The following is a 25904-nucleotide window of genomic DNA, read 5'->3' on the forward strand; positions in this document are numbered from 1 at the left end:
CCTATCTCTTTACTGGAGTGGTGTAATAAAGAGGAGACGGAATAAAGGGGAGCGGTGCATGGAAGCAGGGGGAAATCTGTACAGACTCGATCCTTCCAGTGAAGGAGCGGGCCCCGAGGTGGCGTCGGGGGCCTATTACGACCACATCAGGAAGATCAACGACGTCTTTGCCGATCAGATAAAGACGTCCGACCAGAAAGCGGCCTATATCTTCACTTTCATGTTCGCCTTTCTGGTTACTTCGCAAGAAGGGCGCAGCGTCTTTGCCTGGCATCGCTACATGGAGGCCAGCAGCATTTCGATGGTATTCTCGGCTATGCTGGCGCTTGCGTCTATCTTCTCGATCATATCGGCCATCCTCGTGGTGCTTCCCAGGAAGAGCGCAACCTCGACGACATTGTTCTGGGGCGCCTGGTCCAAGCACCGCGACAGCTTTATCCGGGCGGCGGGAAGCGGCGACCAGCCTATCTTTTCCGCCAATATGCCGAGAATGCGGATGCGCTTGCTGCGATCGCCTGTGGAAAATACCGCTGCGTCAGCTTCGCCTTCCGCGGGCTGCTCGTGACAGTGCTTTCCTTTATCTGTCTCCTCGCGGTGAAATAGATTGCGCGGATTCCTTCTGCCCATCGCGAATGATGATCACGAATGCAGCCCAATCAAACCGGCATCAGTCCGAGCAGGCGCTGCAGGAACTGCATGATCATCAGCGGTGACAGCAGAAAGATCGCGGCAAGCGTGGCGGCGAGCAGATTCTGGTTGGCGGTAACGGTCCGCAAAAGGCGGAAGAGCAGCGCGGAGCAGGCGACGAGCAGCAGGAGCCACAGCAGGGCGGCCATGCCGACGCTGCCGGGGAGGACCAGCAGAAGCGCGGCCGGCACCGCCATTGCATAGGTCAGCGGGACCTGGAGCCAATTGGTCGTGACGATCACCGGCACAACCAGCACCGAGAAGCCGAGCGGGCGCGAGAGGAGCGCAATCAGCACGATCGGCAGCAGCCAGCTCACGAGATCGACGATGAGAAGCTTCCCGAAGAATGCAATGCCGACGGTCGCGCCGGTCGGCAATGCCGAGAGATAATAGAGCCGCCACGAGGCCCAGCCCACGGCAAGCGCCGGGAGCGTCCAGAGGATCGCCGTGAAGGAGCGCCACAGACCGCTCTCGCTGATGTCCAGCCAATGATAGCCTTCCTGGTTCCCCTGGATCAGCAGCCACAGTCCTTTGATATAGACAAGGACCTCATCAAGCAGCGGCATGATCGAACCAGCGAGCGATGAAGGTTTCGTAGATACCCGTCAGGGTTTCGAGATCGGCAAGCGCGACGCGCTCGTCGACCATATGCATGGTCTTGCCGACGAGACCGAATTCGACGACCGGGCAATAGTCCTTGATGAAGCGCGCGTCCGAGGTGCCGCCGGTGGTCGAAAGCCGCGGCTGCTGGCCTGTGACGGCCTCGACGGCGCCTGAAAGCGATTCGATGAGCGCATCGTTGCGCGTAAGAAACACATGGCTGGGACGCTCGTTCCAGACGATTTCGTATTTTACCGGAGCGCGGCCGGGTCTGAGCGCGCCGGCACTTGCGGCGCGATCCAGGCGTGCGACGATCTCGGTCATCAGGCTTTCGGCCGTCCAGAGGTCGTTGAACCGGACGTTGAATGCGGCGCTCGCCTTCGCGGGAATGACGTTTACGGCAGCATTGCCGACATCGATGGTCGTGACTTCGAGATTCGAAGGCTGGAAATTCTCCGTGCCGTCGTCAAAAGGCGGGTCCATCAGTGCGTGGGCGAGCTGCAGGATACTGCGTACGGGATTGTCCGCGAGATGCGGATAGGCGGCGTGGCCCTGGACCCCTTGAACGGTAATCCGGCCGGAGAGCGAGCCGCGCCGGCCGATCTTGATCATCTCCCCGATGCCGCCCGGATTGGTCGGTTCTCCGACGAGGCACGCGTCCCAGCGCTCTCCCTTCGCGGCCGCCCATTCGAGGAGCTTCACAGTGCCATTGATCGCCGGGCCCTCCTCATCGCCGGTGATGAGGAAAGAGATGGATCCCTTCGGGGCACCATGCTTTTCGATGTGGCGGGCGACCGCCGCTACGAAACAGGCGATGCCGCCCTTCATGTCCACGGCGCCGCGTCCATACATTTCGCCCTCGGCGATGGCGGCGGAAAAGGGCGGGTGGCTCCAGGCAATCTCGTCGCCTACCGGTACCACATCGGTGTGGCCGGCAAACATTAGATGCGGGCCACCGACGCCGATCCGCGCGTAAAGGTTCTCGATATCGGGTGTGCCCGCCTCCCTCGCCACGATGCGGTCGGCCTTGAAGCCGATCGGCGTCAGCATGGATTCGAGTGCCGTAAGCGCACCTCCCTCGGCCGGAGTGACGGAGGGGCAGCGAATGAGGGTGGCGAGATTGGAAACGGGATCGGTCGGGAACATGGAGGGTATGCCTGCGAAGCCGGTGGGCCAGGAAACGAAGCCGGAAACAAAGAGTGCCGGTTTATCCGATAGGCCGGCTGCTGTCACGCCCGATCAGCCAACGGGTATGCGGGTGTGGCCGAAAGTGAACGGGCCGGACGCATGTCCGGCCCGTTCATGGCGCCGTGTGGGGCAAGGGAAGGTCACTCGCCCGGAGCGAGATGCGGGGCTTCGAGATGCGCCCCGGTATGCTTCAGCGGCCGTTCGCCGGACACTTTGCGGATGAGCACATAGAACACCGGCGTCATGAAGATCCCGAAGGCCGTGACGCCGATCATGCCGGCAAACACCGCCACGCCCATGGCCGAGCGCATCTCGGCACCCGCGCCGGTGGAGGTGACGAGTGGAACGACGCCCATGATGAAGGCCATCGAGGTCATCAGGATGGGCCGCAGGCGGAGCCGGCTTGCCTCGATCGCGGCGCTGACGGCATTGCTGCCGGACAACTCCAATTCGCGTGCGAATTCGACGATCAGGATCGCATTCTTGGCCGATAGACCCACCAGAACGATAAGACCGATCTGGGTGAAGACGTTGTTGTCGCCGCCTGTCAGCCAGACGCCCGTCAGCGCCGCCATGATGCCCATCGGCACAATCAGGATGATCGCGATGGGAAGCAGCAGGCTCTCGTATTGGGCGGCAAGCACGAGATAGACGAGCAGCAGCGCCAGCGGGAAGACGAGGATGCCCGAATTGCCGGCGAGGATCTGCTGATAGGTCAGGTCCGTCCACTCGTATGTAATGCCGGGCGGCAGCGTCTCGGCCGCAATCCGCTCTATCGCTGCCTGTGCCTGGCCGGAGGAGAAGCCGGGTGCCGGCCCGCCGTTGATATCCGCGGCCAGGAAGCCGTTGTAGCGGATCGCCCGTTCGGCGCCGACCGTCTGCTCGATGTTGAGCAGAGCCGATAGGGGGATCATCTCGCCCGTCTGCGAACGCACCTTCAGCTTGCCGATGTCGTCGGCATGGCTGCGATAGCTCGCATCGGCCTGGATGCGCACGCTGTAGGTCCGGCCGAACGCATTGAAGTCGTTGACATAGAGCGAGCCCAGATAGATCTGCAGCGTTTCGAAAACGTCCGTCACCGCCACGCCGAGCTGCCGCGCCTTGGTGCGGTCAAGATCGGCATAGAGTTGCGGCACGTTGATCTGGAAGCTCGAATAGAGTCCGGCCAGTTCCGGGGCCGCCATTGCCTTGGCGAGGACGGCCTTGGCCGCGTCGTCGAGCGCCCGGTAGCCGAGGCCGTTGCGGTCTTCGATCTGCAGCTTGAATCCGCCGGTCGTACCGAGACCCTGCACGGGCGGCGGCGGGAACATGGCAATGAAGGCGTCCTGTATCGCACCGAATTCCTGGTTCAACTGCATGGCGATGGCGCCGCCCGAAAGCTCGGCCGTCTTGCGCTCCTCGAACGGCTTCAGCGAGACGAAGACGATGCCCGAATTGGACGAGTTGGTGAAGCCGTTGATCGACAGTCCCGGGAATGCGATGGCGTGCTCGACGCCCGGGTGCTTCAGCGCGATCTCGCTCATGCGCCGGATGACGTCTTCCGACCGGTCGAGCGTCGCTGCGTCCGGCAACTGCGCAAAGCCGATGAGGTACTGCTTGTCCTGGGCCGGCACGAAGCCGCCGGGCACGGCGCGGAAGAGCACGAAGGTGACGCCGAGGAGGACGACATAGACGCCCATGACCAGCGACTTGCGGGTGAGAATACCACCAACGCCGCGGCCATAGGCCTCGGAACTCGCTCCGAAGAAGCGGTTGAAGCCTCGGAAGAACCACCCGAACAATCCGTCCATGACTCGCGTCAGCCAGTCCTTAGGCGCGTGGTGGTCCTTCAGAAGAAGGGCAGCGAGCGCTGGCGAGAGCGTCAGCGAGTTGAGTGCGGAAATCACCGTCGAAATCGCGATGGTCAGCGCGAACTGGCGATAGAACTGGCCGGTGAGCCCGGTGATGAAGGCGAGCGGCACGAATACCGCGACGAGCACGAGCGCGATCGCGATGATGGGCCCGGAAACCTCCTGCATGGCGCGGTAGGTTGCCTGTACCGGCGAGAGACCCTGGGAGATGTTACGCTCGACATTCTCCACGACGACGATGGCGTCGTCGACGACGATGCCGATCGCCAGCACCAGGCCGAAGAGGCTGAGCGCGTTGATCGAAAAGCCGAAAACATACATCACCGCGAAGGTACCGACGATCGATACGGGTACCGCGACAAGCGGGATGATCGAGGCGCGCCAGGTCTGCAGGAAGACGATGACGACAATGACTACGAGCGCGATTGCTTCGAGCAGAGTATGGATGACCGACTCGATCGAGGCACGGACGAACTGCGTCGTGTCGTAGACGATCTCGTAGTCGACGCCTTCCGGCATGGTCTGCTTCAGCTCGGCCATAACCTTGTGGACGTTTTCGGATATCTCGATGGCGTTCGATCCGGGAGCCTGGAAGACGCCCATGCCGACGGCGGCCTTGTTGTCGAGAAGCGAGCGCAGCGAATAGTCCGCCGCCCCCATCTCGACGCGGGCGACATCGCCGAGCCGCGTGATCTCACCGCCCTCGCCCGATTTGACGACGATGTCGGCGAAATCTTCGGGTGTCTTGAGGCGCCCCTGGGCGTTGACGGAGAGCTGAAGATCGAGGCCCGGAACAGACGGCGAAGCGCCAATGACGCCGGCGGCGGCCTGAACGTTCTGCCCCCGGACAGCATTGGCAATGTCGCTCGCGGCCAGGCCGCGCTCGGCCGCCTTTTCGGGGTCGATCCAGACGCGCATCGAATAGTCGCCGCCGCCGAAGATCTGCACTTGCCCCACGCCGTCCACCCGCGCCAGCCGGTCCTTGACGTTGAGGACGCCGTAGTTGCGCAGATAATTGATGTCATACTGTCCGTTCGGCGAAATCAGGTGCACGACGAGCGTCAGGTCGGGCGAGCTCTTGACTGTGGTGACGCCGAGCCGACGGACCTCTTCGGGCAGGCGCGGCTCAGCCTGCGAGACGCGGTTCTGCACCAGCTGCTGGGCCTGGTCCGGATCGGTTCCGAGCTCGAACGTGACGGTCAGGGTCATCAGGCCGTCAGCGGTCGCCTGGCTCTGCATGTAGAGCATGCCCTCGACGCCGTTGATCTGCTCTTCCAGCGGTGTGGCGACGGTTTCGGCGATGACGGCCGGATTGGCGCCCGGATATTGCGCCCTGACCACGATCTGCGGCGGCACGACTTCCGGATATTCGGAAATAGGCAGACCAGTCATGCCGATCAGGCCCGCGACGAAGATGATCACGGAGAGAACGCCCGCGAAGACCGGGCGGTCGACGAAGAAGCGTGAGAAATTCATGGCATCCCCCTTGGGAAACTTCAGGCAAGCAAAAGGGCATCTGCGGCGAAGACGTTCGCCGCGAGCACCGCTGCATGCCGTTGGAAAGTCTGTCCGGCCCTGCCTCTATGATCTGGCAGGATCTGATCTATGGTTTGGCGATCGAGGCGGTTGCCTGTTCGACCGGCTGCGGGGCGACGACTACACCGGGGCGTACGCGCTGCAGGCCGTTGACGACGATGCTCTCGCCGGGCTTCAGCCCGTTCTCCACGATCCGAAGACCGTCGGCGACGGGTCCGAGGGTGACCTGGCGATACTCCACCTTGTTGTCAGCCCCGACGACCAGGACGAATTTCTTGTCCTGATCCGAACTGATGGCGCGGTCGCTGATCACCAGCTTTTCCTCCGGCTGCGGATCTCCGATCCGGATACGCACGAATTGACCCGGGATCAGGCGGCCGTCGGCATTGGCGAGTTCCGCCCGCAGCCGAATTGTGCCGGTTGCCGCGTCCACCTCGTTGTTGATGAGCTGAATGTGGCCTGTAATCGGCGTCCCCTCGTCGGCGGCCGTGCCGATCTCGACCGGGATGCGCTCGATCGCTTCGATGCTGCCGGCCGAGGCGGAAAGTTCTGCCAGCGCGGTCGCGACGACTTCCTCGCTGACGTTGAAGCTCGCATAGATGGGGTCGACCGAGACGAGCGTCGTCAGGACCGGCGAGGCGGAGCCGGCAGAGACGAGATTGCCGGCCGTCACATTGAGTCCTCCGACACGGCCTCTGATCGGCGCGCGCACTTCGGTGTAGGCTAGGTCGAGTTTGGAGGTCCGCAGGGCAGCCTTCGCAGAGCGGAGGTTGGCCTGGGCCTCGTCGTAAACGCTAAGCCTCTGGTCGACGCCGCTCTGCGGGATCGCGCTCGTGGTCACCAGCTTGCGGCCGCGTTCGAGCTCGGTTTTAGCGAGCGCGACACGCGCTTCGGCGGCGGCAACCTGCGCCTCGGCCCGCTCGACTGCAGCGGCGAAGGGCTCGGGGTCGATGGTGACCAGCAGATCTCCCTTTTCGACCAGGGCCCCTTCGCGGAAGTGAGCGCTCAGGATCGCGCCGCCGACGCGGGGACGGACCTCGACGCGCTCGATCGCTTCAAGACGGCCGGAGAAGCTCTCCCAGGTCGTGATCCGTCTCGACTCGGCCTTGGCGACGGAGACCGGAACGGCTGGAGCCGCGGCAGCGGGCGCCTCGACCGCGGCGTCCGCATGAAAGCGCTGAGGCAGTCCGAAGAAGACGGCTGCGCCGCCGCCGACGGACAAAAGAATGCTCAAACCGGCGCCCCACAGGACCCGGCGGGTTACTGTCGATGTCATGTTTTCTCCTCGCCGGTTGGGAGTCCGGCTCTATGCTTAGTGCTTTATGGCTTACTGTTTACGTGTTTACTCTTTGCCCGGCTTCTCTCCCGCCTGCTTGAAGAAGCGGGAGAAAATGTCGGATATAATTTCCTTGTGTGACGGCCAGTTTTCCTGTGCGGCGCCGGCAGGCAGCCACGAAGTGCGCCCCGGCAGGATGTGCGTTTCCACCGGAACGCCGGCCTTGCGGAGGCGCTCGGCATAGGCTTCGGCCTCATCGCGCATCGGACATTCCTCGCTGGTGATGACGAGGGCGGGAACGAGGCCGCCAAGCCGGCTGCAATGGCCCGGTGCGGCATAGGGGTGCGTCAGTCCGCTGCGTTCGCCGAGATATTGCTGCCACCCGTCTGCGATGGATTGCACTGAGCTCTGCGGGCAGAACTTGCGAAACGAAGCGGTTGCCAGGCATGGGTCCAACAGCGGCGAAAGCAGGATCTGGCCCTTGAGATCGGTCAGGAACTGGTCACGCGCCATCAGCGCCAGACCGGCCGCGATATTGCCACCCGCCTCCTCGCCGGCGACGAACAGCATCGACTTCTTGTGTGCGAATTGCGGGCAGCGGCTGCGCATGGATGAAAGCATGGCATAGGCACAGTCGAGTGCCGCAGGAAAGGGGTTCAGGCACGCGGAAGGGTATTCGGGCGAGATGACGACCGCGCCGGCCGCCGCCAGCGCATCGGCCACCTTTTCACCCGCCGCCACTGAGTCTCCGACGAACCCACCGCCGTGGAGATGCAGCACCAGCGGCGGCGGCGACAACAGCGAAGCGCCGCGGTAGACACGCGCGCGGCACGAGCCCTGGCTCGTCTGCATCGTCTCTTCCGTAAATTGCGCGTTCATCTCTCTTGTCTCCTACACGGGTGAATCCCTAGATGAGGGACAACTCGCGATGTTTGCAGCATAACATTGTCTTCTGTCTGGAATAGTCTGTGGGTTCTGATTACACTATTCGGTATTTCGAACAATTCGGTTATTGAAAATGGACCAGCTTACGGCCATGCGCGCTTTTCTTCGGGTGGTGGAGACGGGGAATTTCACCCGCGCTTCCGTCTCTCTCAATATGCCGAAGGCGACCGTCACCAATCTCATCCAGGGGCTGGAGGCGCATTTGCGGACGAAACTCCTCAACCGCACAACGAGACGCGTCCTCGTCACGCCCGATGGCGCGCTCTACTACGAGCGCGCGGCACGGTTGCTTTCCGACCTGGATGAACTCGACGGCAGCCTTTCGACCGCCCAGAGCCTGCCGAAGGGAAGACTGAGGGTCGAGACGGCGAGCGCCTTCGCCAATCTGGTCATCATTCCGGCGCTTCCCGAGTTCCACAACAAATACCCTGACATCCAGATCGATCTCGGCGTGTCCGATCGCACGATCGACTATCTTGCGGAGAATGTCGATTGCGCTATCCGCGCCGGCACCCTTACCGATCAATCGCTGATCGCCCGGCGCATCACCGAAATGCAGTTCGTCGCCTGCGCTTCCCGGGACTTTCTCGAGCGGCATCCGGTGCCGCAGCATCCTTCCGACCTGGAGAAGAATTGCTATGTCGTCGGCTACTTCCTGCCGAAAACCGGTCAGCAGATGCCGTTCCATTTCCGGCGGGGAAACGAGGAGATAGAGGTCAGTGGCCGCTATACGGTGGCCGCGAACGAGTCGACCAGCTACATCGCCGCCGCCCGGGCGGGGCTGGGGGTCATCCAGGCGCCGCTCTTCATGGTACGTGAGGACCTTCGCAACGGAACGATGCTTCCGGTTCTTCCCGACTGGCAGGTCGATCCGATGCCGGTTTATCTCGTCTATCCGCCGAACCGTCACTTGAGCAGCCGCCTGCGTGTGTTCGCCGACTGGGTTGTGAAGGTGATGGCGCAGTCGCAGAACGGCGCGTGACGACCGTTCTCAACGACCTGCGTCGCAGCGTTCGCGAGCGGGATCGAGCTCGCCGAAATGGATCTCCGCCCAGCGGCCGAGTACGATCAACGCTTCGCTCAGCCGGTACCCGACATGCGGCGGCACCGATCCCGTGTCTTGGCTCAGGCTTGCCTGCATCGGCATGATCGTCGCCGTCGCAGGCTTGCGGCTTCTGGAGGCTTAATCAGCCGAGGGGTTCAGGGACAATGTCCCGGCTGGGTGCTTGCCATCCGGGACAATCCCGCCTCAAGACTGACGATTCTTCGCATTATTGCGCTTGGCGCCGGATTTGAAGTCGCCGGTTTTCTGCGCCTCGGGCTTGCCCTTCTTCTTGCTCCAGGGCTTCTCGTTCGAAGGTGCATCGTTCGCGACGGAAGGCTGCTTTTCGAACTTGCGTTTCGGCTTGAAGTCTTTTTGCTCGCGCTCCGATGCGGGCGCCGGCCGTTTCTTTTCGAAATCCGGTCTGTCCTGTCGCGATCTGGAGACGTCGGGAGCGCCTGGCAGCGCTTTGACACGAATGCCCCTTTCCAGCATCCGGTCGGGGCCGATTGCGGTAAGAAGGCGTTCGGCCCCGTCGGCCGTCATCTCGACGTAGGTTTCCTCGGGCTGCATGCGGATCGCTCCGATGTCGCGTTTGCTCAGCTTGCCGTGACGGCAAAGCATCGGGATGAGCCAGCGGGGTTCGGCGTTCTGCTTGCGCCCCACCGAGAGGGAAAACCACCGGCCGTCCGCGAAATCGGCGCGGGGGGCGGGATCGCTATCGCCTGAGAAGGCCGGGCTCTCGCGACGGGCCTTCTTACGGTCGTCGTAAACGGCGACCTCGGCAAGCTCCTCTGGCGCGGAGCGGTTCGAACGGAACTGCCGTACGAAGGCAGCGGCAATCTTCTCGGCACCATAGAGGCCGATCAGTGTCTCCACGATCGCCTGTTCGTCCTCGCGCGGAGGCTCGGCGAGCGCCGGGTCGGCGGCGATTCGCTCGTCGTCGCGCAACGCCACCTCGTCGGCGGACGGGGGCTTTGCCCAGGCCGCGGTGATTCGTGCATTTTCGAGCAGCCGTTCCGCCTTGCGACGCGCATTCACCGGGACGATCAGCGCGCTCACGCCTTTCTGGCCGGCGCGGCCGGTCCGGCCGCTGCGATGCAGCAGCGTGTCGGAGTTGGTCGGCAGGTCGGCATGGATCACCAGCTCCAGGCCCGGAAGGTCGATACCGCGCGCCGCGACGTCGGTCGCGATACATACGCGAGCGCGGCCGTCGCGCATGGCCTGCAGCGCATGGGTTCGTTCGTTCTGGCTGAGTTCACCGGAGAGCGCCACGACGGAAAATCCGCGATTGTTGAAGCGCGCGGTCAGATGGTTGACCGCAGCGCGCGTCGAACAGAAGACGATCGCATTGCGCGCTTCGTAAAAGCGCAGCACGTTGATGATGGCATTCTCGCGGTCGCTCGGCGCGACGAGCAGCGCGCGGTACTCGATATCGCCATGCTGCTTCTGTTCGGAGGTGACCCCTATGCGCACGGCATCGCGCTGGTAGTTCTTTGCAAGCGTCGCGATCGAACGCGGCACGGTGGCCGAGAACATCAGCGTGCGGCGATCCGCCGGTGCCGCCTCGAGAATGAACTCCAGATCCTCGCGGAAGCCGAGATCCAGCATCTCGTCGGCTTCATCGAGCACGACGGCTTTCAGCTCCGATATGTCGAGGGATCCCCGGCGGATGTGGTCGCAGAGCCGCCCCGGCGTGCCGACGACGATATGGGCGCCGCGATCGAGCATGCGCCGCTCGCTGCGCATGTCCATGCCGCCCACGCAGGAGGCGATGGTGGCTCCGGCAATCTCGTAGAGCCATTCAAGCTCGCGCTTGACCTGCAGCGCCAGTTCGCGCGTCGGCGCGATCACGAGTGCAAGCGGAGCGCCCGGCTGCGCGAATTGTCTTGCCGAACCGATGAGTGTGGGCGCCAGCGCCAGGCCGAAGGCCACCGTCTTGCCGGAACCGGTCTGGGCCGAAACCAGCGCGTCGGCGGTGCCCAGCGCCGGGTCCAGCATGGCCTGCTGAACCGGTGTCAGCGTTTCGTAACCGCGTTTTGCCAACGCCTCGGCGATCGCTGGTGCGATCCCTGCTAGTTCTGTCATGTCTCTTCTTTCGGATTTCGGTCGTCGCCGGCGGAAGAGCGAACCTTGGTGCAGGTTGTCATCAGGCGTCGATTGCCGCGGCCAACGTGGTCGCGGCCCTGTTCAGTTGCCGCGCTACATACTTGGTGAGCAGGCAAATGTACAGGGCGGAATCAATCGCCGGCCGGAGCGTTGCGCCGGCTCCCGTATTCGTTCGCCCGGTTCGCGCCAGGCCAGAGGCAGAGACCTATGAAAACGATCGGGCTCAGAACCGGGATGAAGAGGCAGAGCGCCAGTGGCCCGGGATAACCGATGTCGTGCAGGCGCTTGATTGCCAGCATGGCGATGGAGACGGTTGAAATTACGCCGGAAACGATCAGCGCCAGCGTCCAGAGGGCGAGCGCCGTATCGTCCCCCTCGTCCTTCATCATCTGCACCAGAAAAATGGAGCCGACGGCGAACCAGAACAGCCAGGCAAGGAAAAAGGGGAGGCGGCCGATACGGCCGGAGGGGCTGAAGAACAGCCACGTCATGCTCGGCTGACGCCCCTCCTTGGCCATAGTCAGTCCCGGAGCAGTTCGTTGATGCCGGTCTTGGAGCGGGTCTTCTCGTCGACCCGTTTGACGATGACGGCGCAATAGAGGTTCGGAGCCGGCTGGCCGTTGCCCATGGCGGAACCGGAGGGCATGGAGCCTGCCACGACGACGGAATAGGGCGGCACCTCGCCGTACATCACCTCACCCGTCGCCCGGTCGACGATCTTCGTCGACTTGCCGATGAAGACGCCCATGCCGAGCACCGAACCCTCGCGCACGATGCAGCCCTCGACCACCTCGGAGCGCGCACCGATGAAGCAATTGTCCTCGATGATGGTCGGACCGGCCTGCATCGGCTCAAGCACGCCGCCGATGCCGACGCCGCCCGAAAGATGCACGTTCTTGCCGATCTGTGCGCAGGAGCCGACGGTCGCCCAGGTGTCGACCATCGTTCCCTCGCCGACATAGGCGCCGAGATTGACGAAGGAGGGCATTAGGACCGCATTCGGCGCGATATAGGCCGAGCGGCGGACAACGCAGTTCGGAACGGCGCGGAACCCGGCCTTCTCGAACTCGTTGACGCTCCAGCCGTCGAACTTGGAGGCAACCTTGTCCCACCAGACGGCTTCGCCCGGCCCGCCTCTGACGAGTTCCATCGGATTGAGACGAAAGGAGAGGAGTACCGCCTTCTTGAGCCACTGGTTGACGGTCCAGGTCCCGTCCGCAGCGCGTTCGGCGACACGTACCTTGCCGCTGTCGAGCAGGTTCAGTGCCGCTTCCACGGCATCGCGAACCGCGCCGCGGGTGCCGGTATTGACGGCATCGCGATTTTCGAAGGCGGTCTCGATCGTCTGCGACGGGGAGGCGAGGTCGTGGTTCGTCATCGGAATTCCTTGAGTTCGGCGGTTTGTGCTGCAAGCTCTACTGCATAATTCCCGGAATCGGAACCGGCTTCGCCGGATTTTGCAGCGATTCGGGGCGGCATGGTTTTTCGGCTCACGCTTGCTAACGGGGCTTGGTCGGCTAATGGGACTTGGCAAGTCTCGGCAATTCCGGCAGTAGGAACCGGACTGTGGTCGAGAATGGAACGAAAGCACGCGTCCGGACGAGGTCTCCGGTGTTCGAAACGCGACGGGAAGCGAAGTATGGCACGCATGAAGAAGCGCACTTTGCGGCGCAAGGATGGGGTCTGGGACCCGCTCGCAGACAGCTCGCAGAGCAAACAACGCGCATCGGGCGTGCCGTTGACGCCGCAGTCGGCGTCCCCGACCTATCGTCTCGCCTATGTCGACGATGACTTCCTGTGCCGCGAGGAACTCAGGCCGGTCCGCCTGCAGCTCGAGCTCCTCAAGACCGAGATGATGCTCGAGGAGCGCGGCATAAACTCAACCGTGGTGATGTTCGGCGGCGCCCGCATTCCGGAACCCGGCGGCGAGGCCTGGGCGGCCAAGAACGACATCCAGCGCAAGAATCTCGAGGCCGCTTCGATCTATTATGATGAGGCGCGCAAGTTCGCGCGGCTGTGCTCGGAACAGTCCGCAAAGCTGGACTACAAGGAATATGTGGTCGTCACCGGTGGCGGCCCCGGCGTCATGGAGGCGGGCAATCGCGGAGCGGCAGACGTAGGCGCTCCCTCAATCGGCCTCAACATCGTGCTCCCGCACGAGCAGGCGCCGAACCAGTTCGTCACGCCGGAACTGTCCTTCAACTTCCACTATTTCGCCATCCGCAAGATGCATTTCCTGTTGCGGGCCAAGGCGGTGACGGTATTTCCCGGCGGCTTCGGCACGCTCGATGAGCTTTTCGAGACCATGACGCTGATGCAGACCGGCCGCCTTGCCCTGGTGCCACTCATCCTCTTCGGCGAAAAGTTCTGGCGCAGCATCATCAATTTCAAGGCACTGGCCGAATTCGGCACCATCGCGCCCGACGACATCGACCTTTTGCATTTCGTCGAGACCGCCGAAGAGGCCTGGGACATCATCGCCGCCTTTTACGAGAAGGTCGATCCCAAGTCGGTGCCGATGGCCTCCGGGCGGCGGTAACTACACGGCCGGGACCACGCAGCGCAGGAAAGCGGCGAGATCCTCCGTGACATAGTCGATCTGATCGTCGGCGTCGCTCGAGGTCTCCCAGGCCTCGGCGAACTCGTATTCGAGATTGCGCGGTACGAGCAGCACCGTTTTCATGCCGAGCGCCTTCGGGACCACCAGGTTGCGCGGCAGATCCTCGAACATGGCCGCGTTCTGCGTATCGATGCGGTGAAGGCCCATGAATTTGTCGTAGGTGTCGCCGGCAGGCTTCGGTATGAAACCGGCCGCGACGATGTCGAAAATGTCGTCGAAGTGCTCGAGGATACCGAGTGCCCTTGCCGTCATCTCCGCATGGGCGACGCTGCCATTGGTGAAGATGAACTTGCGTCCGGGTAAAGCCCTGATCGCCTCGCCGAGCGCCGGGTCGGCCGGCACGACGCTGTAATCGATGGCGTGGGCTCTTTCGAGAAAATCGTTCGGGTCGATGCCGTGGTGGAGCATCAGGCCCTGCAGCGTGGTGCCGTGGTCGCGGTAGTAGTCCTTCTGAAGCTTCTTCGCTTCCGCCGGTTCAAGCGACAGGAGTTCGGCGACATAGGCCGTCATGTTGCGGTCGATCTGCGAGAACAGATTGACGTGATGCGGATAGAGCGTGTTGTCGAGGTCGAAGACCCAGTCGGTGACGTGGGCGAATTCGGCACGGGTCGGCTGACGGTCGAGCTTTTTCATGGCCGGCTTTATGACACGGTGAGGCTTGCGAAGCAAAACGGTTTGTCGAACTCTGCCTCGATAGGCGATGGATTGTTTCCCGCTTGCATGTTAGAGCGTCGCACTGTTTCGCTCGAACGCTGAAAAAATCAACTAACCTCTTGAACTGTAAGCGCTTCCGGACGGAAGGTCGTTACACGTTTTCCTGGGAGTACTTTAGCAGGTAAATATGGAAACCTGGGTTCTCATCACCGTCGCAGCGGCCTTCCTTCAAAATGTCCGCTCCTCCATGCAGAAGCACTTGAAAGGGGTCATGGGCACCACCGGCGCGACATTCGTCCGCTTTGGTTTCGGCCTACCTTTCGCACTTCTTTACCTCGTTCTGCTCTGGCGTGTCGGGGGGCACCAGCTGCCCGTGCCGAACGGCACATTCTATCTCTGGGCGGTGGTCGGAGGTTTGGCGCAGATCGCGGCGACTTTCCTGCTCCTGCATCTCTTCTCCTTCCGCAACTTCGCGGTCGGGACCGCCTATTCCCGGACCGAACCCGCCCAGGCGGCGCTCTTCGGGTTGATTTTCCTCGGTGAAAAGGCGAGCCAGGGAGCGCTGATTGCGATCGCCATTTCAGTCGTCGGCGTTATGCTGATCTCCGTCGCGCGGACGACGCTCAGCGCGCGCTCCCTGGTGACCTCCGTTCTCAGCCCTACGGCCGGGATCGGCTTGCTCTCCGGTACTTTCTTCGGGCTCTCAGCCGTTTCCTATCGTTCGGCCTCGCTTGCACTGGAGCCAAGTCTGCCTCAGCCGGACTATCTGATCCAGGCGAGCTTCACGCTCGGCTTCGTCATCCTGCTGCAGACGATCATCATGCTCGTCTGGATCGTCGCGCGCGAACGCGACGAACTGAAACGCATAGGCGCCGCCTGGAAGCCGGCTTTCGTCGTAGGCTTCGTCGGCGCGTCCGCTTCCTTCGGCTGGTTCGCAGCGATGACTTTGCAGCAGGCGGCGATCGTAAAGGTGGTTGCACAGGTGGAGATGATCTTCACCTTCGCCTCGTCTTTCTTCATCTTCCGGGAATGGATCAACCGGCTCGAACTCTTCGGCTGCCTGCTGATCGTGCTCGGCGTGGTCATGCTGCTCGTGATATGAATCACCGGCGCGGTTGCACGAAATAGATGCCCGAATTTCGGCGGACGTCGCGCCTGACGGATGCTACAAAGCAATATGCTTTTCGATCTTCCGAATGATGATATCCTTTACGATGCGCTGCTGGCCCGCAGTTCCGATTATGAGGGCCAGGCCTTCGTCTGCGTCAAAAGCACCGGCATCTTCTGCCGGCTCTCATGTCCCGCGCGCAAGCCGAAGCGGGAAAACAGCATTTTCTTCGACAGTGTGTCCGCCTGCGTCAATTCCGGCTTCCGGCCGTGCCAACGCTGCCGACCGCTGGAGCAGGTGTCCGGTAAGGATCCGCTGGTCAAAGACCTCCTGCGACTGCTCGACAGCCGTCCGGATCATCGCTGGACCGAGGGCGATCTCGTTCGGCGCGGCTTCGATCCCTCCACCGTGCGGCGCGCCTTCAAGCGCAGCCTTGGCGTTACCTTTCTCGATCTCGCCCGGCAGCGGCGAATGGGTGAGGCCGCGCGCCAGCTCTCCGTCGGCTCCAGCGTCATCGAGGCGCAGATCGACGCGGGCTACGAGTCTCCGAGCGGTTTCCGCACCGCCTTCGCGCGGCTGGTCGGAGAGGCTCCTGCGAAATCGCAGGGCCGCGTGCTGCTGTTTGCCGACTGGGTAGAGACGCCGCTCGGTCCGATGGTGGCCGTTGCCGACCGGACGCATCTTCATCTGATCGAGTTTCATGACCGCCGCGCGCTTCCCGCGGAAATGGAAAAGCTCAAGCGCAAGACGCTCTCGGCGGTGGTGCGCGGTAGAACGCCCCCCATCGACCAGGCGGAGCGTGAGCTCAAGAATTATTTTGCCGGTCGCTCTGCCGATTTTCGCACGCCCCTTGCGATGGACGGCAGTGCTTTCGAGCGCCAGGTATGGGCAGAACTGGTGGCGATACCCGCAGGGGAGACGCGATCCTACAGCGACATCGCGCGGAAAATCGCCAGCCATCAGGCGGTCCGGGCCGTTGCCAGGGCCAATGGCGCCAACTGCTTTGCAATTCTCGTGCCTTGCCACCGCTGCGTCGGTGCGGACGGATCTTTGACGGGCCATGGCGGTGGGCTGCAGCGCAAGCGATGGCTGCTGCGCCACGAGGGCAGAATGCATCCTGCGGAGCTGTTCAAAGGTTGGGACGGGGAGGAGCCGGTGCAGGCCGGCGCTCTTTCGGTTTGACAGGATCGATGAACGCATTGGATTGGGAGAAGACACGATGAGCCAGGAAGAAAATGCGCTTGCCTTCGAGGCACTGCACCGGAAAGGCGATCCGGTGATTCTGTACAACATCTGGGATGCGGGCAGCGCCCGCTGCGTGGCAGAGGCCGGCGCCAAGGCGCTTGCCACCGGGAGCTGGTCGGTCGCTGCGGCACACGGCTATACGGACGGGCAGAAGCTGCCGCTGCCTCTGCTGCTCGAGACCGTGCGCGAGATCGTCGCGGCAACCGGCCTCCCGCTCTCGGTGGATTTCGAGGGTGCCTATTCGGAGGATCCGGCTCAGGCTGCGGCGAACGTCGCGCAAATTATGGATGCGGGGTGCATCGGGATCAATTTCGAGGACCAGGTGATAGGAAAGGGCGGTGTCCATCCGATCGACGGGCAGGCGGCTCGCGTCCGCGCAATCCGCGAAATGGCCGAGCGACGGGGCGTTCGGTTGTTTATCAACGCTCGCACCGACCTCTTCCTGCAAGAGGGTGATGCGGAGCGCCACACGGCACTGATGGAGGACGCGATTGCCCGCGCCGAAGCCTATGCCGATGCGGGCGCGAGTGGTTTCTTCGCGCCGGGGCTCGCCGATGAGACCCTCATCGCCAGGCTTTGCGCGGCTTCGCCTTTGCCTGTCAACGTGATGATGAAGCCGGGAGCGCCGGATATCGCCAGGCTTTCCGCTGCCGGCGTGGGGAGAGTGAGCTATGGACCGTTCCCTTATCGGGGCATGATGGCTTGGCTGCGCGGCGAGGCCGAGAAAGTCTATGCGAGCGCGGGGAAGTAGCGAAGGGCGGGATAGGGTGCGCTGATGTACAAGAGATTCGCTCCTCTCCTCGGGTTGAACCCGAGGAGAGGAGCGAAATGACGCGAATTAAGGCGCGCCTCACGGCACGATGAGTGTGCCCGCACCGTGCTCGGTGAAAATTTCGAGCAGTACTGCATGTGCCGTCTTGCCGTTGAGGATGACGACGCCCTGCACGCCGGCCCCGATGGCCTCGATGCAGGTCTCCACCTTCGGGATCATGCCGCCCGATATGGTACCGTCGGCAATCAGCGCCCGTGCCTCTGCGACAGAGAGCTGCTTGATGAGCTCGCCCTTCTTGTTCAGGACGCCGGGGACATCGGTCAGGAAGAGGAGGCGCGTCGCGTTGAGTGCGCCGGCGATCGCGCCGGCAAAGGTGTCGGCGTTGATGTTGTAGGTGTGGCCGTCCCGGCCCGGCGCGACCGGAGCGATCACGGGTATCATCTCGGAGCGGGCAAGCAGATCGAGAAGCGTGCGGTCCACCTCGACCACATCTCCGACGAAGCCGAGGTCGAGTACGCGCTCGATATTGGAATCCGGGTCGCGGATCGTCTTCTTCGCCTTTTCCGCAAAGACCATGTTGCCGTCCTTGCCGCAAAGGCCGATCGCCCATTCGCCGGTCTGATTGATCAGCGCGACGATCTCCTTGTTGATCGATCCGGCAAGCACCATCTCCACGATCTCGACCGTCTTCTCGTCAGTGACGCGGAGCCCGCCTTCGAACTTTGATTCGATGCCCATCTTGTTGAGCATGGCGCCGATCTGAGGGCCGCCTCCATGCACGACGATCGGATTGACGCCGGACTGTTTCAGAAGCGCGACATCGCTTGCAAAAGCGCGCCCGAGCTCGGCATTTCCCATGGCGTGGCCGCCATATTTGACGACGATCGTCTTGTTCTCGTAGCGCTGCATATAAGGCAGTGCCTGGGCGAGCAGACGGGCCTGGATTTCACTTTCTGATGCGGACATGGCGGATCCTCGAAATTATCGGCTGCTGTTTAGCGCAACTTTCCGGCGGATGGAATGATCCGGCCGCAACATAAAGCCATTGTGACGGCGGTCGCCTGCTGTGCGAAGGGTGGTGCCGCATAGCCGATAAGCCGATTGACGAGCCCCGTAATTTGGCTGATCCTGCGTTGAGCCGGAATGTCATAGGTGCGGGGAAGCTTACGCGCGTTCGGCGGAATACGCGCCGCCGCATGCTCGAAAATGAGCTGCGGGGTGCGGAACGAGATGATTGCGTTTCCGTTAATTGCGATGCGGATGCGTTGACGCGCGCTGCGGTTCCAGGACCATCGTGATCTGAGAGAGTGCAGGGATCCATGACGACGCAGAAGCCCGAAAGCGGGGATTCCCGCCGCGACGAGGTGATCGCGGGGGAGTACGTGCTCGGCGTCCTGTCGGCCGAGGATCGCCGCAAGGCCGAAGCGCGCATGGCAACGGACCGCAATTTCGCGGCCATGGTCGCTCGATGGCAAAACAATCTTGCTGCCTTCGGCGACCCCTATGAAACGGTCGCGCCACGGCGCCGATACGGTGGCTCAGTCGGGCGCGGAGCCTTCGAAGAACGCCGAGGGGCGCACGACCAACGCGGTGTCTGGGGCTCGCTTGCTCTCTGGCGCAGCCTCGCCCTCGCATCGCTTTCGGCAATCGTCGTAATGGCCGGCGCGATGGCCGGACTTTTCAGCAGCCGCCCAGGCGGCACTCCGCTTGTGGCAAACCTCGAATCGTCTGGCGGCCCGGTCAACCTGGTCCTGCACTTCGAACCGGATACGGGACGCCTGTGGCTGTCGCCGACCGCCGCGGTAAGAGACAGATCGCTCGAACTCTGGCTGACCAAGGGCGACGATGCACCCGTCTCGCTCGGCGTGCTGCTGCCCCCGAGTGAAGGCGCAACCGTGCTCGAGCCGCGATTGCGTGGCCGAATAGCCCCGGGGTCCAGGCTTTTCGTAAGCGTCGAACCACGGGGAGGATCGCCGAAAGGCGCGCCTACCGGAGCGGTCATCGCGCAAGGCATGGCGCGCGTCTTCTGAGCCGAGATCACGGTGCGTTGGAGCAGCGGGGATGCGATTGGAACCGCACGCGATTGTCATCCCGCTCCAGGGCTGCCCCTTGCCGCGCCGCGCAGCCTTCAGAACGTCCCCGCCTGCGGCGATGGTGTCTGCGCTTGTGAGAGCGCTGCCTGAAGCCTCTGCTCCTGTTCCGGAGAGAGCGACGTCTTCAGCACGCGGCCGCGAAGGCCCGAAAACTCGGCGAGCACCTTTTCGGGCTGCACCTTGCGCACCAGAACGAAGAGCGCCGAAGAACCGTTCGGGATGGTGTTGCCGAGCGACTTGATGAATTCGTCGTCTATGCCGTAGTCGGCAAGCGACCCGGAAAGCGCGCCGGCACCTGCTCCGAGAGCGCCGCCGATGGCAAAACCGGCGATCGGATTGAGGAAGAGCAATCCGACGAGCCCGCCCCAGAGCGAGCCGGACAGAAGACCGGAAGTGGCGCCGACGGCGGTGAGGTTCAGGCTCTGCTTCAGGTGCACCTTTCCTTCTGCGTCGCGCACGACGACCACCGCATCTTCGAGGTCGATCAGATATTCCTTCCGCAGGCTGTTGAGCTTCAAGAGGACCTTGTCGGCCTCATCCGTCGAATCGAATCCCACTACAATCAAATCGGACATGTCTCTCTCCTGATCTTCGGGCAGACAATCTGACGCCGCGAAGCAGAGAGATAAAGCGATTTTCATGTCGGGGTAGTGACGCGGGTCAGCACGCGCGCTGAAAGCCGCTCGATATAGCCGGTGTGGCTGTCGTGATGTCGTGTCAGCGCGCCACGGCAAGCTCGATCGCCGCGCGGAGCTCCTCGATGCCTTCGCCCTTTTCCGACGATGTAGATAGCACCTCGGGAAAAGCGGCCGGCCGCTTCCTGATCTTCTCGAGCGTTTCGGCGAGCAGCCTCGGCACGCCGGCAGCCTTGATCTTGTCCGTCTTGGTCAGCACGATCTGGTAGGACACCGCCGCCTTGTCGAGGAGAGCCAGCACCTCCTCGTCGTTCTTCTTGATACCGTGACGTGCGTCGATCAGCACATAGACGCGCTTCAGCGTGGAACGTCCGCGCAGATAGTCGAACACCAGCTTTGTCCAGGCATCGACCTGTTCCTTGGGCGCCTGGGCATAGCCGTAGCCCGGCATATCCACAAGCGCCATCGGCGGCAGGTCGTCGGCTTCTCCCGAATAACCGTCCGGCACGAAATAGTTGAGTTCCTGAGTGCGGCCCGGCGTGTTCGATGTGCGTGCAAGGCCTTTATGGCCCACGAGTGCGTTGATCAGGGACGACTTGCCGACGTTGGAGCGGCCGGCAAAGGCGATCTCCGTCGGCCCTTCCGGCGGCAGGAACTTCATCGAGGGCACGCCGCGGATGAAGATCCAAGGCCGGCCGAAGACGCTTGCGGCATTCTGGTTGTTCGTCGCGGACATGATCTGGCGTACCTCTTTGCCTCGCCGGCATCCGGCTTTTAGGGTGGCTTGTCAAGCTTTAGAGAGCTTGTCGGCCGGGTGACGAGGATCTAAAAGAAAAGCCCCGGAACGCATCGCTCCGAGGCTCCATGCGAGCGTATCTGCCGGCTATTCCGCCGGTTTCGGTTTCTTCGAGAACAGCGACTTCAGATTGTCGAAGAGTTCGACCTTCACGCCCTGACGCTTCATAATGATGCCCTGCTGCAGGATCGAGAGCGTGTTGTTCCACGCCCAGTAGATCACCAGACCGGCGGGGAACGACGCCAGCATGAAGGTAAAGACCACCGGCATCCAGGTGAACAGCATCGCCTGGGTCGGGTCCGGCGGGGTCGGGTTCATGCGCATCTGCAGGAACATGGTGACGCCCATGACGATCGGCCAAATGCCGAGGTGCAGGAATGCCGGTCCCTCGAATGGCAGAAGACCGAAAAGATTGATAATCGTCGTCGGATCCGGGGCGGAGAGATCCTGGATCCAGCCGAAGAACGGTGCATGCCGCATCTCGATGGTGACGTAGATCACCTTGTATAGCGCGAAGAAAACGGGGATCTGGATGAGGATAGGCCAGCAGCCCGCCAGAGGGTTGATCTTTTCTTCCTTGTAGAGCTGCATCATCGCCTGCTGCAGACCCATGCGGTCGTCGCCGAACTTCTTCTTCAGTTCCTCCATCTTCGGCTGAACCTTCTTCATGTTCGCCATCGAAGCGTACTGCTTGTTGGCGAGCGGGAAGAAGATGAGCTTCACCACAATGGTGGTGATCAGGATGGCGATGCCGAAATTGCCGAAGAGACGGAAGAAGAAATCCATCATTTTGAACATCGGCTTGGTGATGAAGTAGAACCAGCCCCAGTCGATCAGCTTGTCGAAATTGGGGATGGAATAGGTCAATTCGTAATTGTCGACGACCGGAACTTCCTTGGCGCCGGCGAAGATGAGGTTCTTCACCTCTGCCGATTGACCAGGCGCAACCGTGACGGCATCGCTCTTATAGTCGCTCTGGTAGCGCGGGCGGCCGTCGGCAAAATGCGAGAAGCGGATGTCGAAGGGTGTGTCCTGCGGAGGGACGATGGTCGCCGCCCAGTATTTGTCGGTGATGCCCAGCCACCCGCCGGTCGATTTGCCCGGTTCGACCGGCTCCTCGTCCTCGACGTCGGAGTAGCCGACTTCCTGGAGGCCATGCTCTCCCGCGACTCCGACAAAGCCTTCGTGGAGCACGTAGATGCTCGGTGTGCTCGGCTTGTTGAAGCGCGTGACGCGGCCATAGGAGGAAAGCGAAACCGCGGCGGCGGCGTCGTTCTTGATGCTGTCGACCACTTCGAACATGTAGCGGTCGTCAACCGAGATGGTCCGGGTAAAGGTAATGCCCTTGTCGTTCGTGTAGCTCAGCGTCACCGGCGTCGAGGGCGTGAGCTTGTCGCCGCCCGAAAGCATCCAAACCGTTTGAGGGCCCGGAACCGACCCGGTCGCATCCGACCCGATATACCCGATTTCGGTGAAATAGCCGTCGGCGGTCTCCGCCGGGCTGAAGAGCGTGATGACAGGGCTCTTCGGATCCACCGTTTCGCGGTAGCCCTTGAGCTTCAGGTCGTCGAAGCGTGCGCCGGTCAGGTTGATGGAGCCGGAAAGCGCCGGCGTGTCGATCGCTACGCGGGCCGACTTGCCGATCGCCTGATCGCGGCTTTCGGCGGCGCTCGGGATTGCCCCGCCGGGCAAGGCTTGTCCCGGTGCAGCCTGTCCGGGTGCCGCCTGCTGCGTACCCGGTTGCGACTGGGCCTGCTGGGCTTTTTCCGCGGCAATGCGGTCCTTCTCCATCTTCGGGCTGACATAGAAGAACTGCCAGGCGATGAGGATCAGCACGGAAAGGGCGATCGCCACGAAATAATTGCGGTTGTTTTCCATCATGATTTCCTGGAACCGGCCGGTGGCCGCTTCTGTTTCGGCTTGATTTCGATGCGATCCCGAAGCGCCCGAGTCAATGCGTCGAATGGGGCATTCAGGAGATCGCGCCGGGCGACAATCACATAGTCGTGTCCGGGTTTCATTGCAAACCCGGCCGAAAGCCGCACCGCTTCCTTGAGTCGTCGGCGCATCCGATTTCGCTCGACGGCATTGCCGTGCTTCTTGGTAACGGTGAAGCCCACGCGGGCTTCACCCTCCGGATCGTTCCGGTCAAGAACCTCGAGAAGAAATAACGGCCCTCTGCGGCTTTCGCCAGCCCGGACCGCCAAAAACTGCGGACGGCTTTTCAGCCGCCCGACAGCTATCTTGTCTTTATCTGTCGTCATTTGCCCGGACATAAGGTTTCGGGCAGATCCGGCTTACGCCGAAAGACGCTTGCGGCCACGAGCCCGGCGGGCTGTCAGGACCTTGCGCCCACCCTTGGTGGACATACGTGCACGGAAGCCGTGACGGCGCTTGCGAACAAGCTTGGACGGTTGGTAGGTACGCTTCATTTATTTAATACCGCGGTGTGCGGCCCTTCTTGGGTTTGCATGACTTGCAAGAGCGTTTACGCGCCGGGCATGGCTCCGCCGACGGGCGGATCGACCGGACGTGCGCGGCTTATAGGTATAAATGTCCGGCCGAGTCAATTCCCGAGTGCCGGCGACATGCTCACCGTCGCCAGCCCCCGACGAAGAACACCCCTAAAAATAGGCTGCCTGATGGATGCTTTGTTAACCGTGCGCATTTTAGCATTTACTCAGTTGCGTGCAGGCCGTGAGTTGTTCCCGTCTGGGGCGAGTGGGCGGCTGGGGGACAGGAACAGGACATGAAAATACGCGGGAAAATTAACTTGATCGTCGGCATCATGAGTCTGCTGGCGATAGCGATCACCGGTATGTCGTTGCTTATCGTGAGCGAGTACAACCAGCGGCTCGGTGAATACCAGAACGCTTCCGACCGGGCCTTCAAAGGCGAGCGGCTCAATCGTCTCGTAACGGCCGTGGTCATGGAGGCGCGGGGCATCTATGCGGCGCCGACGGTTGAAAAGGCAAAGCCATTTGCCGAGGGCATTCTCAAAAATCTCGGCAAGATAGATACGCTGCTGGAGGAGTGGCGGCCGCTGGTGCCGGCCGACGTCCTGCCCGCCTTCGATACCCTCGTAAAGCGCGCGGAGGAATTCAAGGTGTTCCGAAGTGAGACGGCGCGCCTGGGCACGGAAGTTGCGCCGCAGGCGGCCAACGAGCAGGGCAACAATGAAGCCAATCGGGCCAACCGCAAGGCTTTTCAAGCTGAGATCGACGTCGTCGTGGACGCGAACCTTGCCTTGCTTCAGACGATTACCGCCGACATCGCCGAATACAAGCGCTCGATCGTGCTGATCGTGCTTGCAACCGCAGCTCTTGGCATGCTGGCCGGGATCGGCGCTGCCTTCTACATTGCGACCAACCACCTCAGCCGCCCGATTCTCGATCTGACGGCCAAGATGAAGGTGCTTGCCGGCGGTGACCTCACGGCGGATGTGCCCTTCGCCGGGCGCAAGGACGAGATCGGCGATATGGCGGCAGCGGTCGAAGTCTTCAAACAGAACAGCCTTGCCGTTCGAGAGCTCAACGCCCAGGAAGAAGTCCTGCGTGGAAAGAGCGCGGACCTGCAGTCGAGCATCGCCACGGTCGTCGCGGCGGCTGCGGCGGGCGATTTCACCCAGCGCATCAGCAAGGACTATGACAACGACGATCTCAACCGTTTTGCGGCAAGCGTCAACGAACTGGTCAACAGTGTCGATACCGGTATTGCCGAGACCCGAAGGGTCATTGCGAGCCTGGCAACGGGCGACCTAACGCAGAGCATGAAGGGTCAGTTCCAGGGCGCATTCGCGGAGCTGCAGACGAACGTCAACGACACCTTGCAGACGCTTCAGAAGACGCTCCGCGAGGTCCGCACGACGACGGACTCGATCAATGGAAACTCTACCGAGCTGCGCAGTGCTGCCGACGACCTTTCCAAGCGGACGGAACAGCAGGCCGCGGCGCTTGAGGAAACCTCGGCAGCGCTCGACCAGATAACCGCCGCAGTCCGCAATTCGACCGAACGGGCTCATGAGGCGACCGTGATGGTTACGGAGGCGAAGGACAGTGCTGCGCAGTCGGCATCGGTCGTCCGCAATGCCATCGATGCCATGGGCCGGATCGAACAGGCTTCGAGCGAGATCGGCCAGATTACCAACGTCATCGACGAAATTGCCTTCCAGACCAACCTGCTGGCCCTGAACGCAGGCGTCGAGGCGGCACGCGCCGGAGATGCCGGCAAGGGTTTCGCCGTCGTCGCCCAGGAGGTCCGTGAACTCGCCCAGCGTGCCGCCAGCGCCGCCAAGGATATCAAATCGCTGATTTCCAAGTCCGGTGACGAGGTGTCAACCGGCGTCAAGCTCGTACAGGCAACGGGAGCGGCGCTCGGCCAGATCGAGACGCGCGTCCTCAAGATCAACGATCACATCCATTCGATCGCGACGGCCGCGCGTGAGCAATCGACGGGCCTTGGCGAAGTCAGCACTGCCGTCAACCAGATGGATCAGGTCACCCAGCGCAATGCCGCCATGGTGGAAGAGGCGAATGCTGCCACGCATAAGCTATCCGCTGAAGCTGACAACCTTGCCAACCTGATCGCCTATTTCAAGATCGAGCGCGACCCGGTGCGTACGATCACGCCGGCAAGGGAAACGAACCGCCCCGTTGCATCGCCCGCCCGCCGTATGATGGGGTCGGTCGCGCGCGCTTTCGGCAACGGTTCCGCCGCGGTCGCCCGTGATGATTGGGAGGAATTCTGAA

At 62.3% G+C, this 25904-nt stretch carries 23 protein-coding genes and 1 pseudogene; 8 read left to right on the forward strand and 16 right to left on the reverse strand.

Annotated elements, in window-relative coordinates; all coding sequences use genetic code 11:
• The first annotated feature begins 58 nt into the window (after nucleotides 1–58).
• A pseudogene (locus FB009_RS11315) lies at nucleotides 59–603 on the forward strand (Pycsar system effector family protein).
• A 53-nt stretch (nucleotides 604–656) separates the two neighbouring features.
• On the opposite strand, the gene FB009_RS11320 reads toward FB009_RS11315, so the two are convergent.
• The 5 genes from FB009_RS11320 to FB009_RS11340 all read right to left on the reverse strand — a co-directional run bounded on the left by FB009_RS11320 (nucleotide 657) and on the right by FB009_RS11340 (nucleotide 8016).
• A complete protein-coding gene (locus tag FB009_RS11320) occupies nucleotides 657–1253 on the reverse strand; it encodes a hypothetical protein (RefSeq protein ID WP_011974274.1) in 597 nt (198 codons plus the stop codon).
• Nucleotides 1240–2433 (reverse strand): succinyl-diaminopimelate desuccinylase, encoded by a 1194-nt coding sequence (gene dapE, locus FB009_RS11325; protein ID WP_024325029.1) that lies wholly within the window; start codon nucleotides 2431–2433, stop codon nucleotides 1240–1242. The genes FB009_RS11320 and dapE overlap by 14 nt, the downstream gene beginning before the upstream one ends.
• A 182-nt stretch (nucleotides 2434–2615) precedes the next feature.
• Nucleotides 2616–5801: an efflux RND transporter permease subunit gene (locus FB009_RS11330; protein WP_011974276.1), complete on the reverse strand. Its 3186-nt coding sequence runs from the start codon at nucleotides 5799–5801 to the stop codon at nucleotides 2616–2618.
• A 127-nt stretch (nucleotides 5802–5928) separates the two neighbouring features.
• On the reverse strand, nucleotides 5929–7137 hold the full coding sequence (locus FB009_RS11335) for an efflux RND transporter periplasmic adaptor subunit (protein WP_011974277.1): 1209 nt from the start codon (nucleotides 7135–7137) through the stop codon (nucleotides 5929–5931).
• Between the two features lie 66 nt (nucleotides 7138–7203).
• Nucleotides 7204–8016 carry an alpha/beta hydrolase gene (locus FB009_RS11340; protein ID WP_018209034.1) on the reverse strand — a complete coding sequence of 271 codons (813 nt, stop codon included), beginning with the start codon at nucleotides 8014–8016 and terminating at the stop codon, nucleotides 7204–7206.
• Between the two features lie 139 nt (nucleotides 8017–8155).
• Between FB009_RS11340 and FB009_RS11345 the strand changes: the two genes are divergently transcribed.
• Nucleotides 8156–9064 carry a LysR family transcriptional regulator gene (locus FB009_RS11345; RefSeq protein WP_011974279.1) on the forward strand — a complete coding sequence of 303 codons (909 nt, stop codon included), beginning with the start codon at nucleotides 8156–8158 and terminating at the stop codon, nucleotides 9062–9064.
• Between the two features lie 9 nt (nucleotides 9065–9073).
• On the opposite strand, the gene FB009_RS11350 is transcribed toward FB009_RS11345, so the two are convergent.
• The 4 genes from FB009_RS11350 to dapD all read right to left on the reverse strand — a co-directional run bounded on the left by FB009_RS11350 (nucleotide 9074) and on the right by dapD (nucleotide 12611).
• Nucleotides 9074–9229: a hypothetical protein gene (locus FB009_RS11350; RefSeq protein ID WP_011974280.1), complete on the reverse strand. Its 156-nt coding sequence runs from the start codon at nucleotides 9227–9229 to the stop codon at nucleotides 9074–9076.
• Between the two features lie 102 nt (nucleotides 9230–9331).
• Complete coding sequence (locus tag FB009_RS11360; protein WP_011974281.1) at nucleotides 9332–11212, reverse strand: DEAD/DEAH box helicase; 1881 nt, start codon at nucleotides 11210–11212, stop codon at nucleotides 9332–9334.
• 152 nt (nucleotides 11213–11364) lie between these two features.
• Nucleotides 11365–11751 (reverse strand): DUF805 domain-containing protein, encoded by a 387-nt coding sequence (locus FB009_RS11365; protein WP_011974282.1) that lies wholly within the window; start codon nucleotides 11749–11751, stop codon nucleotides 11365–11367.
• A gap of 2 nt (nucleotides 11752–11753) precedes the next feature.
• Complete coding sequence (gene dapD, locus FB009_RS11370; RefSeq protein WP_145161593.1) at nucleotides 11754–12611, reverse strand: 2,3,4,5-tetrahydropyridine-2,6-dicarboxylate N-succinyltransferase; 858 nt, start codon at nucleotides 12609–12611, stop codon at nucleotides 11754–11756.
• A 261-nt stretch (nucleotides 12612–12872) separates the two neighbouring features.
• Between dapD and FB009_RS11375 the strand changes: the two genes are divergently transcribed.
• Entirely contained in the window at nucleotides 12873–13772 is a 900-nt protein-coding gene (locus tag FB009_RS11375; protein WP_011974284.1) for an LOG family protein, read from the forward strand.
• Here the strand turns inward: FB009_RS11375 and FB009_RS11380 are convergent, their stop codons facing one another.
• On the reverse strand, nucleotides 13773–14486 hold the full coding sequence (locus tag FB009_RS11380) for a pyrimidine 5'-nucleotidase (RefSeq protein ID WP_011974285.1): 714 nt from the start codon (nucleotides 14484–14486) through the stop codon (nucleotides 13773–13775).
• 208 nt (nucleotides 14487–14694) lie between these two features.
• Between FB009_RS11380 and FB009_RS11385 the strand changes: the two genes are divergently transcribed.
• From FB009_RS11385 to FB009_RS11395, 3 genes are all read left to right on the forward strand, one after another.
• The gene (locus FB009_RS11385) at nucleotides 14695–15609 is read left to right on the forward strand and encodes a DMT family transporter (RefSeq protein ID WP_102045675.1); all 915 of its coding nucleotides are present in this window, start codon (nucleotides 14695–14697) and stop codon (nucleotides 15607–15609) included.
• Nucleotides 15610–15684: 75 nt separating this feature from the next.
• Nucleotides 15685–16797, forward strand: coding sequence for a bifunctional transcriptional activator/DNA repair enzyme AdaA (locus FB009_RS11390; RefSeq protein WP_102045674.1), 1113 nt, complete (start codon nucleotides 15685–15687; stop codon nucleotides 16795–16797).
• Nucleotides 16798–16834: 37 nt separating this feature from the next.
• Nucleotides 16835–17611: an isocitrate lyase/PEP mutase family protein gene (locus FB009_RS11395; protein ID WP_011974288.1), complete on the forward strand. Its 777-nt coding sequence runs from the start codon at nucleotides 16835–16837 to the stop codon at nucleotides 17609–17611.
• A 99-nt stretch (nucleotides 17612–17710) separates the two neighbouring features.
• Here the strand turns inward: FB009_RS11395 and argB are convergent, their stop codons facing one another.
• Complete coding sequence (gene argB, locus FB009_RS11400; protein ID WP_011974289.1) at nucleotides 17711–18598, reverse strand: acetylglutamate kinase; 888 nt, start codon at nucleotides 18596–18598, stop codon at nucleotides 17711–17713.
• A gap of 353 nt (nucleotides 18599–18951) precedes the next feature.
• On the opposite strand from argB, the gene FB009_RS11405 reads away from it, so the two are divergent.
• Nucleotides 18952–19662 carry an anti-sigma factor gene (locus FB009_RS11405; protein WP_011974290.1) on the forward strand — a complete coding sequence of 237 codons (711 nt, stop codon included), beginning with the start codon at nucleotides 18952–18954 and terminating at the stop codon, nucleotides 19660–19662.
• Nucleotides 19663–19760: 98 nt separating this feature from the next.
• On the opposite strand, the gene FB009_RS11410 is transcribed toward FB009_RS11405, so the two are convergent.
• The 5 genes from FB009_RS11410 to rpmH form a co-directional block, all read right to left on the reverse strand.
• Complete coding sequence (locus tag FB009_RS11410) at nucleotides 19761–20300, reverse strand: DUF1269 domain-containing protein (RefSeq protein ID WP_011974291.1); 540 nt, start codon at nucleotides 20298–20300, stop codon at nucleotides 19761–19763.
• Nucleotides 20301–20442: 142 nt separating this feature from the next.
• A complete protein-coding gene (gene yihA / locus FB009_RS11415; protein WP_011974292.1) occupies nucleotides 20443–21096 on the reverse strand; it encodes a ribosome biogenesis GTP-binding protein YihA/YsxC in 654 nt (217 codons plus the stop codon).
• A gap of 147 nt (nucleotides 21097–21243) precedes the next feature.
• Nucleotides 21244–23034: a membrane protein insertase YidC gene (yidC, locus tag FB009_RS11420; protein ID WP_024325034.1), complete on the reverse strand. Its 1791-nt coding sequence runs from the start codon at nucleotides 23032–23034 to the stop codon at nucleotides 21244–21246.
• The gene (gene rnpA / locus FB009_RS11425; protein WP_011974294.1) at nucleotides 23034–23432 is read right to left on the reverse strand and encodes a ribonuclease P protein component; all 399 of its coding nucleotides are present in this window, start codon (nucleotides 23430–23432) and stop codon (nucleotides 23034–23036) included. The genes yidC and rnpA overlap by 1 nt, the downstream gene beginning before the upstream one ends.
• A gap of 21 nt (nucleotides 23433–23453) precedes the next feature.
• Nucleotides 23454–23588 carry a 50S ribosomal protein L34 gene (rpmH, locus tag FB009_RS11430; RefSeq protein WP_003531576.1) on the reverse strand — a complete coding sequence of 45 codons (135 nt, stop codon included), beginning with the start codon at nucleotides 23586–23588 and terminating at the stop codon, nucleotides 23454–23456.
• A gap of 317 nt (nucleotides 23589–23905) precedes the next feature.
• Between rpmH and FB009_RS11435 the strand changes: the two genes are divergently transcribed.
• On the forward strand, nucleotides 23906–25903 hold the full coding sequence (locus tag FB009_RS11435; protein WP_011974295.1) for a methyl-accepting chemotaxis protein: 1998 nt from the start codon (nucleotides 23906–23908) through the stop codon (nucleotides 25901–25903).
• The last annotated feature ends 1 nt before the right edge of the window (nucleotide 25904 follow it).

The organism is Sinorhizobium medicae (genome assembly GCF_007827695.1).
GTDB classification, from domain to species: Bacteria; Pseudomonadota; Alphaproteobacteria; order Rhizobiales; family Rhizobiaceae; genus Sinorhizobium; species Sinorhizobium medicae.